The sequence below is a fragment of the Thermosipho affectus genome (assembly GCF_001990485.1).
Taxonomy (GTDB): Bacteria; Thermotogota; Thermotogae; order Thermotogales; family Fervidobacteriaceae; genus Thermosipho; species Thermosipho affectus.
This window is the reverse complement of sequence record NZ_LBFC01000006.1, coordinates 169144-180563: the sequence shown is the minus strand read 5'-3', so window position 1 is coordinate 180563 and position 11420 is coordinate 169144. Positions and strand designations below refer to the sequence as shown.

Sequence of the window (11420 nt, the reverse complement as noted above, 5' to 3'; positions counted from 1 at the left end):
TTATTTTTTTTTCGCAGGCTTTCGCCTGCTTTTTTTATTTTATGAATCTACTTCCTGGTTTTTCCGCAGGAATTTGTGCTTTACATAATGGGCATTCTTCTTTTTTATATATTGGAATATTGATTTTTAAAAGATATTCGTATGGTACTTCAAATGGATTATTATCAGACCTGTTTATTACTGAACCAATACAACATACCTTTCCCTTACTTTCTTTTACTATCTCTATTACTTCTTTTACTGATTTTCCCGTTGTTATTACATCTTCTACTATTGCTACTTTTTCTCCTTCGTTTATTTTAAAGCCTCTTCTTAATGTCATTTTTTTGTTTTCTCTTTCTGCAAAAATATTTCTTTTATTTAGGTATTTTGCTACTATGTATGCTATATGTATTCCTCCCATAGCGGGGCCGATTATGAGATCAGGGTTGTATTTTTCCAATTTTTCTGCTAGCATTTTTCCTACTAATTCTCCATATTTTGGATACTCAAATATTCTTGCACATTGAATGTATTTTTCCGAATGGTTACCGGATGATAAGATAAAATGACCATTTAAAAGGGCTCCTGTTGTTTTTAAAATTTCTTCTATTTTCATATTAATTCCTCCTTTATTTTTTGAATTTTTTCTTTTGGATTTTTCGAAAGATAAATTTCTCTGCCAAGTACTACAAAATCTGCAATATTTTCTACTTGGGAAAGAGTTATAACATCTTTTTGATCATCTGATTTTACTTCCATCCTTATGCCAGGTACTAAAAATTTTCCAGTAAGTTTTTTTCTCAACTTTATTGCCCATTTTCCTGGAAGAACAAATGAACTTTTTAAGTTTTCTAGTTCAAAAATTTTGTCAATGTAGCTTTCCAAACTTCCCTCTTGTGATGTTAGTTTGATTACTGAAAATATTAATTTATCTGTTGCATTTAAAGCAGCTTTTACGCTTTCTATACCTGCTGCACTATGGACTGTAAAACCAATAATTGTAGGATGGTCCCAACTTTTTATTGAACGTTCTACTGTAGAAGGAATATCGCAAAATTTTAAGTCTAATATGACCTTGAGGTTTAGATTGTAGAGCTCATCAAGAATTTTTCTACCGTTAATTGCAAGATTGTGCCCTACTTTTACTGTTTCGAAGCTACCTACTTCTTTTATAAACTCCAATGGTTTTTGCATATCCAAACTTAATACTGGTATCATTTTTTCACTCCTTTCAAATATTTTCCTATTTTTTCAACAACATTTGGATCTTTAAAAAGTGCACTTCCTATGGAAATAGCGTTTGCACCTATTTCTAGAAATTCATCTGCATCTTTTTCCGTATAAATTCCACCTGAAGCTATTATATAGATATCTTTTAATTTTTTCCTTGTTTCATATATTGCACGTAATGAGATAGGTTTTAGAATTGGACCGGAAATTCCTCCTGTAATTACTTTCCCATTTTCTATTATTAATCCTCTTACACAATTTATTAGGGTTATTCCTTCCCAGTTGTGTTTGGCTACTATTTGTGAAGAAGTTTCTACAAAGTTTCCTTCTATACTTAATTTAGCAATTAAAAAGGTATTTGGAAGTATTTTTCTTACTTTTTTTAAAATTTCTTCCCATTCGTCTTTATCTGATATAATCGATAATCCTCCTTTTTTCACATTTGGACAGGAAAAATTAAATTCTATTGCTTCAAAATATTGTGCATATGGATCAATAATTTCTGCAATCTTTATATATTCTTCTTTTGTATCTCCACCAAGACTTAATATAGTTTTAACATTTAATTTATATTTTTCTATATTTTCAATAAAATGGTTTATACCAGGATTTTCAAGGCCAATACTGTTAATTACAAAATGTTCTTTATCTCGCATTCTTGGAGGAAGATTACCTTTTTTTGGATTTAAAGTTACAGTTTTCAACGTATAAGCTCCTATATACTCTGGATTTATTAGTTTTAAATATTCCCCATTTCCTCCAGGACCTGAGGCTATAATTAACGGTGGATTAAGATTCATAGTTCATCCCTCCTAAATATGGGGCCATCTGTACATATATGTTTAACCCCGTTTTTCGTAAAAACTGCACAACTTTTACACGCTCCAATTCCGCATCCCATATATTCTTCTAAAGATACATAAATATTATTTGATTCAATTTTAGAAAGCACAAAATTTTCCATTGCCTTTGATCCTGATATTAAATACCAGTCGTATTTTTTTAATTTTTCAACTTTGTTTGCAAATTCCACATCACCTGTTGCAAATTCAAATGGTATTTTGTATTCAAGAGGTGTTTTACTGCCAACAAGTACATCACAGTTATATTCTTTTGTTATTAAATTTGCAAGGGTTATACATGTTGGAGAAATAATTACCATTCCTTTTCCAGACGGTGGGATAAATTTTTTTCCAAGTGGAAAATGGGCCTTTATATTATTTTGTGTTTTTACTATGTATTCGGTTCCTTTACCTTTAATTTGTACGGAAATTGCAGGGTGGTTATTCCAAGTGCCAAGTATAAAAGGCTTTCTTACTAAATTTTTTGTTTCGATCATTATAAATTGACCTAATTCGAACTTTATGTTTTCAAATGTAACTATATAAGTGTCTTTGTTTAATTTAATAACATCTTTTTTAGTCAAGTAAGTATTCTCCATCCCAATACCCCCATTGTCCTTTTATTTTTACTCCGATTATTTTCCCCTTGAGTTTCATGCCGTCAAATGCACAATTTTTTCCTTTACTTAAAAATTTGCTGCTATCCACTATATAGGTTTGGTTTAGATCTATTATTACTAAATTTTCATGGGAAAATTTGTATTTTATTCCCAATCTTTTCCTTGGATTTTTGCACAGTTTATCAACAACTAAGAAAACATCTTCAAGTGCGGTGTAAAAAGCAGAAAATGCTATTTCTATATTTGAAGTACCGTATGGTGCTTTTTCAAAGTCATCTGGTTTTTTCGGATGGGGAGCGTGATCAGTGGCTAGTATGTCTATTTTATCTTTTTTTACAGCTGTTTTTAAAAATTCTATTGTTTTCCTATCACACAGTGGAGGATTAATTTTAAAATTTGAATTTGATATGTCTTCATTTGAAATTAATAAGTGATGAGGTGTTACTTCTGAGGTTATATGGGTATATCTTTTTAAAAAATCGATAATTTCTATGGAATATTTTGAAGAAACGTGCTGTATGTGAAAATCTTTAAAGTTAAACTCAATTCCTGTAAGTACAGTTCTAGATATGGCAATTGCTTCATTTGTTATTGGTCTTTTGGGAATATTGTTTATTTTTCTATAGAACATTCCTTTGTTTTCAAATATTTGACTGTGGTCCAAAACTAAAGCAGGAGTTTTTTTGGAAAAATTTTTAACTAAATCATTGTATGTATATTCAATTCCGTCTGTCGAATAACATAGGATATTTCCTGAAGGTTCTTGGTTTCCAAATAAAGAAGTGGTTCTATAAAATTTTACATAAGTTTTTTTAGTTAACTGTTCGTGTGTCTTGTGTACTTCTTTTGTTTCAAGACGTGGATTTGTATTTGGTTGTATCAATACTTCCGAAAATCCACCGGCAATACATGCCTTTTGCAGAGATTCATAGTTTTCTTGATTTTTTAATAATCTAACATGTGTGTGAAAGTCAAAAAAGGTGGGAACGCATATTAAGTTTTTTCCTTTTACTTTTTCTGGTAATTCAAGATCTTCATAGAATATCTTTTTTTCAAAAGGATCGTAAATTTTTATACTTTCACCCCCCCTGAAAAATAAAGAAAATGGGGCCAAAAGCCCCATTTTTAGGTGTTTTTTATGTAATATTTATTTTCCCTTTTATTGAAGAATAAAATTTTCATACTTTTCCCCCCACAAATTTTTCAATTACTTTTATATCATATTTTTCTTCGATAATCAAGTATCATTGTACAATTTGTTAATTGTAAATTTAAAGTCTAGCATATATTTATCCTGTTTGAGAAGGAAGCTTTTTATTGTAGAATTATATAAAGAGGTGAATGTATGAGATTAAAAATAAATGTTGACGAAATGAAGAAAGCCCTAAAGTTAATAGACAAAGTGGTGGGAAGTGTTGAAAAAATAAATAGAAAAGTTGGTTTTTCCTACAATAGTGGTTATTTAAGCATGTTTGGTAGTGATGGTTGTTTGACGGTTAAATTTGTTGTTTCTGAAATGAATCCAACTACACTTTCATTTACTTTACCACTTGATATTTTAAAATTTTTTGTATATGAACTTTCAGGAGATATAAATATTTATTCAGATGGTAGATATGTATTTTTAAAGGCAAAAGATGAGAATTTAAAATTAAAAATTGAGGATTTTCATTTGAAAGATTTTGAAGATAGGTATGAAAAACTTTTAGATATTTCAAGAAGTACATTTTTAAATGACCTTGATTTTGTATCTTCGCACCTTGAAGAAGGGAATTTTGTAGACTTATTTTTTGGTAATGGTTTTAGATTGGTTGCTGAAAATAATGGAATAATTAATTATGTTAGAAGGGATAACAAAAGTTCTACTTTTTCATGGAGAATACCGTATTATTCTTCAAGACATCTAATAAAAGCACTACAGTTGTTGAAAGGAAGAGAAATTGAATTGGGATATGGATTAAGACATATGGTATTAAAAAGTGATCAACTTTTTAATGTATGTGGTGAAAATCTGAATGAAGAAATGATTTATTTACTTGAAGAAGAATTTTCCAACGCAAAAGAATTTATGCGTATTAGCTTGAAAAATTTAAAAAGATTTTTAAGAAGATCTATGATTTCTGGTAGGTATTCTCGATTAAAGTTGGCGGGTAATTCAGCAGGATTATTCTTTTTTGCATCTTCATCTGATATGGAATATAAAGGTCATCTTGAAATTTCATCGCCTGAAAAATTTCAAACAATAACTAATGCATATTTTTTAAGATCTGCATTAAATAGATTGGGAAGTGAAAATTTAATTTTTTTGAAGTCTAGAAAATATCTTTTAATATCTACTATTAACAAGAAAAGGTTTATTTTTCTTCCCCTGTATTGATATATTTTTCCAATACATCTATTATTTCTTCAGATTTGAATTGCCCTATAATTTTCCCGTCTTTAAATAATATAAATCCATTTGGAATACCTGCTATTCCAATATCCGCATCTTTTCCTTCGCCAATCCCGTTAACGACACATCCCAACACCGCTATTTTAATATTTTTGTTTGAAAATCTTTGTTCCAAGATATTTGCCCAATTTTCAACGTCAATATTTGTGCGTGCGCAAGTTGGGCAGGCAATTATTTGTGGGCCTTTTCTTAAATTTAAAGATATAAGTATTTTTTTTGCAACAATTACTTCGTTTACAGGATCACCGGCAATTGAAATTCTAATTGTATCTCCAATACCGTTGTATAGAAGATATCCAAGTGCAATGGATGATTTTATTAAAGCCCATTCATATGTGCCTGCTTCTGTAACTCCTAAGTGTAATGGATATTCTGTGATGTTATAAATTTTTTCGTATGCTTGTATAGTCTCTTTTACATCTGAACTCTTTACTGATATTACTATATTATAAAATCCCAAAGATTCTAAAATTTTAACTTCTTTAAGTGCAGATTCACAAAGTGCGTCAACTTTTGATAGGTGTGCAAATTCATTTGAAATTGAACCAGAATTTGCTCCAACCCTTATTGGTATATTGTACTCTTTTGCAACTTTTACTATCTCTTTTACTTTTTCTTTATTTCCTATATTTCCAGGGTTTATTCTAATCTTTTTAGCACCGTTTTTAATGCTTTCTATTGCAAGTTTGTAGTCATAGTGTATATCAGCTATTACAGGTATTGGAGATTTTTTTGTAATATTTTTAAGTGCTATTGCCGCTTCAAATGTTGGAATTGAAACTCTTACTAATTCACAGCCTGCTTTGTACAATCTATTTATTTGTGATAGTGTTTCTTCAATATTTTCCGTGTTTGTGTTTGTCATAGATTGAATGACAATTGGATTTTTTCCACCTATTTTCACATTGCCTATATTAATTTCTTTTTTCATTTCAATCCTCCTATGTGATAAAATATTTGTTGAGGTGATAGTATGAAAATCTCTGATTTTTTCCTCTTAAATCTAAGAAAAAATTTTTTACTTTTGATTTTTCTATTTTTAATATTTACCATCTCAACTCTAATTTTACTATTTTATATTGAAAAAAACAATGTGGAAATAATATCCAAAATACTTGTAAGTGAGTTAGAAGAAGGCGATAAATCGTTATTTAAATTTTTAGAAGAAAAAAGTGGGAATAATTTGTTTGTAACACCTGTTAGGGAAAAAAGACTATTTTCCGTGGTTTCAAGTTTTGAATATGCTGGAAAAGTGATATATGTTTTTAAAGATATATCCTTTGAAATTTTAATATTTTTAATTCTTTCGTTTTTGTTTTTTATAATATATTTTTTAATGTTTTTTAATTTACGAGGAACGGTTTACAAAGATTCTTTAAATATAACTAATAAATTGGCAAAAATTGAGGGAAGTTTAAATTATTTTCAAAATTATCTTGAATATTCTCCAATTGAGGAGGATATGGAATTTGAGGAATTTGAAAGTATAAAAAGGAGTATAAATTATTTACAAGAGGTTGTTATAGAGAATGAAGAGGAAATTTTGAAATCTATGGAAGATATCGAAAAGTCAAAAAAAGAAGTAGAAGAACTTAATAAATTTTTGATTTCCATATACGAGATTTTAGCAAAAATAAATCCAAAAGATAGTGTGGAAAATATAGCTCAATTTATTTTAGAAAAGATAATTTCCTTATTTAAAAACGTAAATGCGGGAAGCATTATTTTAAAACAAAACGAAAAATACAAGTATTTTGCACAATTTGGATATGATGAAAAATTAAAGGAATTTGAATTTAGCAATGAAGACAATGTTTTAGCACTAAAGTACGAAGGATATGTAAAAGGTGATATTTTAAGAGAGTTAAATAAGAAGGAAGGTTTTAGCGAAAAATTTAAAGAAATAGGGAGTGATAAGATAAAATCTTTGTATGTTATTCCCATATATGTTGAAAATGAAAGAATGGGTGCAATATGCTTAGATTCATTTGTTTCAGAGAATTTGAATTTACCAAAGTATGTTGATATTTTTGGGAAGATTTTTGGTAATTTTTTGATTTTAAAAGTACTTGAAAATGATTTTAATAAGATGTTTTTTGAGGTCTTAGAATTCTTTGCGGTGAGTGTTGATGAAAGAGTAGGAAAGAAACACTCAAAGGTAGTTGCAAAGCTTTCTAAAAAGATTGCAAAGGAATTTGGAGTAAATCCTGAGAAAACATGGAAAGCGGCGATTTTGCATGATATTGGGAAAATAATGATTAGTGATAGAGTATTAAAAAAAACTGGTAGGTTAACTAAAGATGAGTTAGATAAGATAAAAGAACATGTCAGTTATGGTTATGAACTTTTAAATAGATTTAGATTTTTTAAAGATATAGCAAATATTGTTTTGTATCATCATGAAAGGTGTGACGGGAATGGATATCTTGGTTTAAAATATGAAGAAATTCCGATAGAAAGTAGGATAATATCAGTTGTGGATGCATTTTATACTATGAAAATAAAGGGGTTTAAAGTTGAAGATATATTTGTCTTGTTAGAAAAAGACGTAGAAAATGGAAAATTTGATGGTAAAATAGTGAAGAAGTTAAAAGAAATAGTAAAGGAGAGAAATTTGTGAAGAAAGTACTTGTTATTGATGATAGTAAACTTTGGAGGGAATTTTTTAAGTTTGAGTTAGGTAAATTAGGTTGTGAGGTAGAAGTTGCAGTTGATGGTTTAGATGGTTTGAATAAATTTTTTTCAATTCTTCCAGATGTAGTAATAGTAGATTATACAATGCCCAAAATGAACGGAATTCACGTAGCACGTTTTATACGTTCATATCCGCAATTTAAAAACGTAGGTATAGTTATTATAACTGCGGAAAATGAGACTATAAATAAATTTTGGGCAATTAAAAGTGGTGTAGATCTTTATTTGAAAAAATCTATTGATAGAGAGTTAATTTTAAGTGAATTAAAGAATTTTTTGGATAATGATTATCATTTAGAATTAAATTATGAAGTTTTTAATTTGAAAAAGAGATCTTTTAGAGATCTTCTAGATATTCTTGAAGAGAGTTTGAGAAATGAGTTATTTATTTCCGAGATATATAGTTTTTTAGAATATCTAGAAGATGAAAGATATTTATTTGAGAGAATTTATTTTCTTTTGAATGAAATCTTTGGAATCATATCTTTACATGTTTTGATTTTAAATATTGAAAATGCAAGAGTTTATTCATTTTCTGGTGATGATGATTTCTTTAATAAACAGAATGTAAAAGATATCTTAATGTCGGCATTTGAAAAGCCTGTAACTTCTTTAAACTGGTATTATAATGGAAATTACAACAATCAAGGGAGAGAATTAAAGGAATTTATCACCATCAATTTAGCGTATAAGGGTAATGAACAAGCAGTTTTACTACTTGAAGGTGTGAAAAGAAAAAATGAATTTTACAATTTAATATCTACAGCTGTTCAACCGTTATCTTTGGTTGCAAAACTTTTGAACGAGTATAACTTAAGTAAGTCAAAAATAGAGAAAGATGCGCTGACTAAAGTTTACAGCAAGGCGTTTATAATGGAAAAATTAAATGAATTACTTCGTATGTCTTTGAGGCAAAAGATTCCTTTGTCAGTTGCTATGATAGATATAGATGACTTTAAAAAAGTAAATGATAAGTATGGACACATTAAAGGAGATGAAGTTTTAAAAAAAGTTGCGGGTATAATAAGTGGAAATTTAAGGGATAGTGATTATGTTGGAAGGTATGGTGGTGAAGAGTTTCTTGTTATTTTTCCTTCCACACAATGTAGAGATGCAAAACACGTTTTAGAAAGAGTTTTAAATAAGGTTAGAGAGTTTAATTGGTCGTCTCTTGGGATTGATATAGTTACATTTAGTGCTGGGGTGTGTTGTAAACCAAAAAGGTCTATGTTGGCTTTCGTTAAAGAAGCAGATAAAAATCTTTATAAGGCGAAAAGAAATGGAAAAAATCAAATATGCGGAGGTGATTAGTATTTTAACGTTTGTTTCTTTTGTTTTGGTTTTTATGTTTGTCGTTGTTGTACATGAGTTTGGACATTTTTTATTTGCAAAAATTTTCAAAGTGGGTGTTTTGGAATTTTCAATTGGTTTTGGCCCGGCTCTTTTAAGAAAGAAGTTTAAGGAGACTTTGTTTAGAATAAATATAATACCTTTTGGTGGATATGTTAGATTAAAAGGTGAGGACTTTGATGAAGAAGTAGAAGATGGACTTTATGCAAAACCAGCTTGGCAAAGACTTTTAATTGCTTTTGCAGGACCTTTATTTTCCATACTTGCTGCTTATATACTATTTATACCTATAGTTACTAATTGGGGAGTTCCTGCTGTTACTGTGGGAAAGGTTATTGATAATTCTCCTGCTGCCGAATATGGTTTGAAAGACGGAGATGTAATTTTGAAAGTTAATGGAAAAAGGGTGTTTGATTCTATAGAGGTTAGTGAACAAATTTCTAAGGGAAAGGTTGTGGAATTTCAAGTCTTAAGAGACGATAAAGTAATTACCATCTCTATTCCACCACGTATTACTCCGCCTGAATATATATTTGTGTTAGATGATGTGTACGGTGATATAAAAGGAAGTTTGAAAAAGATTAATGGATTTACTCCTGGTGTGAATTTGCAATTGAAAAATGGAGAATTTATTGAATTAGAAGATAATTTTGGAAATACTTTATCTGGAGTTGTTGTAAGTTATTCTTTTGTAGGTGAAAGACCTACAATAGGTTTTTATTATGCAGGATTCGAGTCTGTTATTAGTAAAGATATTTCACCGTTTCGTACAGGTGATCGAATAGTTAAAGTAAATTCTATGGAAATAAGAGATTATGTTTCACTTTTGAACCTTGTTTCAAGGTTAGGGCTAAAACAAAACCAAATGTATATAGATATTTGGGGAAATAAAATAAAGACAAAGTTGCTACCCTTGGAGGATAATTTAGAAATTGTTGTAATAAGAGATGGAATTGAAAAAAAATTAAACATGAAACGAGAAGATTTTTCAAAGTTGATTACTACTCCTGGATTTTTCAAACAAGAACAGAAATATTTGAAACCTAAAAATTTATTTGATGCTGTTTCATTGGCCATCCAAAGGTGTAATTCAGCTGCAAAAACCATTTGGAAAGCGTTTGGAAAGTTGTTTTTAGGAAAAGGTGTAAATCAAGTTGCAGGGCCTGTAGGTATTGCGGTTATAGTAGGTGAAGCTGCAAAAGCGGGATGGGAGACTATTTTAACAGTGGTTGCATTGTTTACGCTTAATTTAGGTATTTTTAACTTACTTCCTTTGCCTGCGCTAGATGGTGGGAGAATAGTATTTTCTTTAATTGAGATAATAACAAGAAAAAAGGTTAATAGAAAAATTGAAGCAATAGTCCATACAATTGGTTTTTTTGTATTAATGGCACTTGCGTTTTATTTTATGTTTGCAGATTTTACAAGATTCTTTTAAGGTGAAAATATGATAATGGAAATATCAGATAAAGAGTTGTTAAAAATTGAAAGTGATGATTTAAAATACTTTTCTGAAACAAGAATTATAGATATTCCACGAAGGGTGGTTTTGAATTTTTTTGAAAGTATTCCTATTGGTTTTGTAACTTTTAATGTGCGCTATTTTAATAGAAATGCGTATATAACTTATTATGTAAAGAGTGATATGCGAGGAAAAGGGTATGGAAAGGTTATATTGAAAAAAGCTATAGATTATGCATTTGATGAAATGAATTTAAACAGGTTGACAGCTGAAGTGTATGAATACAACGAGATATCTATTTATTTATTGGAAAAGCTTGGATTTGTAAAAGAAGGTGTTTTAAGAAAAGCAAAATACAGTCAGGGAAGGTACTTTGATATATACGTGTATGGATTGTTAAAAGATGAGCGGCGTTAATGCCGCTCATTTTGTTTTTATGTTGAAATAATCCGTGTTTTCATCATTTTCTATTTTTTTAATTCTATGTATGGCTGATTCTGTAATTCTTTGTATAATGGCGTTCAGATCACTATTTTTTGAAAATTTTTCAATTTCTTCCTGCCATTTTTTAGAAAATTTTAAGTTTTTACCGTCAAGGTATACATCCTCTGGTGTTAATTTTTCAAATATTCCATCTACTTTTGAAAGCAAAATTTTTAGAGTTTCAAAGAGGATTTCCTTTACTTTTGATCTTTTTTTTGCAAGAGCTATTTTTTCTCTGTAGGTGGGTTCAATTTCATGTTCAAATTTTACATAGGAATAAACTTTTTCACCTTTAATCATATAAC

At 29.2% G+C, this 11420-nt stretch carries 12 protein-coding genes; 5 read left to right on the top strand and 7 right to left on the bottom strand.

The features are described from left to right. Positions 1-34: 34 nt before the first annotated feature. From pyrE to XJ44_RS02430, 5 genes are read right to left on the bottom strand one after another with little or no spacing between them, the layout of a single operon-like run. Positions 35-598, bottom strand: a complete 564-nt coding sequence (pyrE, locus tag XJ44_RS02450; protein WP_075665479.1) for an orotate phosphoribosyltransferase — start codon at positions 596-598, stop codon at positions 35-37. Beyond that, positions 595-1200 carry an orotidine-5'-phosphate decarboxylase gene (gene pyrF, locus XJ44_RS02445; RefSeq protein ID WP_075665478.1) on the bottom strand — a complete coding sequence of 202 codons (606 nt, stop codon included), beginning with the start codon at positions 1198-1200 and terminating at the stop codon, positions 595-597. Before pyrF ends, pyrE begins: the two co-directional genes overlap by 4 nt. Beyond that, the gene (locus tag XJ44_RS02440) at positions 1197-2012 is read right to left on the bottom strand and encodes a tRNA-dihydrouridine synthase (RefSeq protein WP_077197941.1); all 816 of its coding nucleotides are present in this window, start codon (positions 2010-2012) and stop codon (positions 1197-1199) included. Before XJ44_RS02440 ends, pyrF begins: the two co-directional genes overlap by 4 nt. Further along, positions 2009-2653, bottom strand: a complete 645-nt coding sequence (locus XJ44_RS02435) for an iron-sulfur cluster-binding protein (protein ID WP_075665476.1) — start codon at positions 2651-2653, stop codon at positions 2009-2011. Before XJ44_RS02435 ends, XJ44_RS02440 begins: the two co-directional genes overlap by 4 nt. Beyond that, positions 2631-3797, bottom strand: coding sequence for a dihydroorotase (locus tag XJ44_RS02430; protein WP_084758737.1), 1167 nt, complete (start codon positions 3795-3797; stop codon positions 2631-2633). The genes XJ44_RS02435 and XJ44_RS02430 overlap by 23 nt, the downstream gene beginning before the upstream one ends. Before the next feature lie 222 nt (positions 3798-4019). On the opposite strand from XJ44_RS02430, the gene XJ44_RS02425 reads away from it, so the two are divergent. Next, positions 4020-5051, top strand: coding sequence for a hypothetical protein (locus XJ44_RS02425; RefSeq protein ID WP_077197940.1), 1032 nt, complete (start codon positions 4020-4022; stop codon positions 5049-5051). On the opposite strand, the gene ispG is transcribed toward XJ44_RS02425, so the two are convergent. Further along, positions 5029-6057, bottom strand: a complete 1029-nt coding sequence (gene ispG / locus XJ44_RS02420; protein WP_075665474.1) for a flavodoxin-dependent (E)-4-hydroxy-3-methylbut-2-enyl-diphosphate synthase — start codon at positions 6055-6057, stop codon at positions 5029-5031. The genes XJ44_RS02425 and ispG overlap by 23 nt on opposite strands. Before the next feature lie 42 nt (positions 6058-6099). Between ispG and XJ44_RS02415 the strand changes: the two genes are divergently transcribed. Genes XJ44_RS02415 through XJ44_RS02400 form a run of 4 tightly spaced genes read left to right on the top strand, consistent with a single transcriptional unit; the run spans position 6100 to position 11049 of the window. Beyond that, positions 6100-7746, top strand: a complete 1647-nt coding sequence (locus XJ44_RS02415; protein ID WP_143608964.1) for an HD domain-containing phosphohydrolase — start codon at positions 6100-6102, stop codon at positions 7744-7746. Beyond that, positions 7743-9131, top strand: coding sequence for a GGDEF domain-containing response regulator (locus XJ44_RS02410; RefSeq protein WP_077197939.1), 1389 nt, complete (start codon positions 7743-7745; stop codon positions 9129-9131). The genes XJ44_RS02415 and XJ44_RS02410 overlap by 4 nt, the downstream gene beginning before the upstream one ends. Then, positions 9100-10608 carry a M50 family metallopeptidase gene (locus XJ44_RS02405; protein WP_198927371.1) on the top strand — a complete coding sequence of 503 codons (1509 nt, stop codon included), beginning with the start codon at positions 9100-9102 and terminating at the stop codon, positions 10606-10608. Before XJ44_RS02410 ends, XJ44_RS02405 begins: the two co-directional genes overlap by 32 nt. Before the next feature lie 9 nt (positions 10609-10617). Then, positions 10618-11049 carry a GNAT family N-acetyltransferase gene (locus XJ44_RS02400; protein WP_077197938.1) on the top strand — a complete coding sequence of 144 codons (432 nt, stop codon included), beginning with the start codon at positions 10618-10620 and terminating at the stop codon, positions 11047-11049. A 6-nt stretch (positions 11050-11055) separates the two neighbouring features. Here the strand turns inward: XJ44_RS02400 and XJ44_RS02395 are convergent, their stop codons facing one another. Then, complete coding sequence (locus XJ44_RS02395) at positions 11056-11415, bottom strand: hypothetical protein (RefSeq protein ID WP_077197937.1); 360 nt, start codon at positions 11413-11415, stop codon at positions 11056-11058. Positions 11416-11420: the final 5 nt, after the last annotated feature.

Coding starts and splice junctions, on each gene's coding strand:
- XJ44_RS02400 (WP_077197938.1), top strand. CDS start 10,618: ATGATAATGGAAATATCAGATAAAGAGTTGTTAAAAATTGAAAGTGAT.
- XJ44_RS02395 (WP_077197937.1), bottom strand. CDS start 11,415: ATGATTAAAGGTGAAAAAGTTTATTCCTATGTAAAATTTGAACATGAA.
- pyrF (WP_075665478.1), bottom strand. CDS start 1,200: ATGATACCAGTATTAAGTTTGGATATGCAAAAACCATTGGAGTTTATA.
- ispG (WP_075665474.1), bottom strand. CDS start 6,057: ATGAAAAAAGAAATTAATATAGGCAATGTGAAAATAGGTGGAAAAAAT.
- XJ44_RS02415 (WP_143608964.1), top strand. CDS start 6,100: ATGAAAATCTCTGATTTTTTCCTCTTAAATCTAAGAAAAAATTTTTTA.
- XJ44_RS02430 (WP_084758737.1), bottom strand. CDS start 3,797: ATGGGGCTTTTGGCCCCATTTTCTTTATTTTTCAGGGGGGGTGAAAGT.
- XJ44_RS02425 (WP_077197940.1), top strand. CDS start 4,020: ATGAGATTAAAAATAAATGTTGACGAAATGAAGAAAGCCCTAAAGTTA.
- pyrE (WP_075665479.1), bottom strand. CDS start 598: ATGAAAATAGAAGAAATTTTAAAAACAACAGGAGCCCTTTTAAATGGT.
- XJ44_RS02405 (WP_198927371.1), top strand. CDS start 9,100: ATGGAAAAAATCAAATATGCGGAGGTGATTAGTATTTTAACGTTTGTT.
- XJ44_RS02435 (WP_075665476.1), bottom strand. CDS start 2,653: ATGGAGAATACTTACTTGACTAAAAAAGATGTTATTAAATTAAACAAA.
- XJ44_RS02440 (WP_077197941.1), bottom strand. CDS start 2,012: ATGAATCTTAATCCACCGTTAATTATAGCCTCAGGTCCTGGAGGAAAT.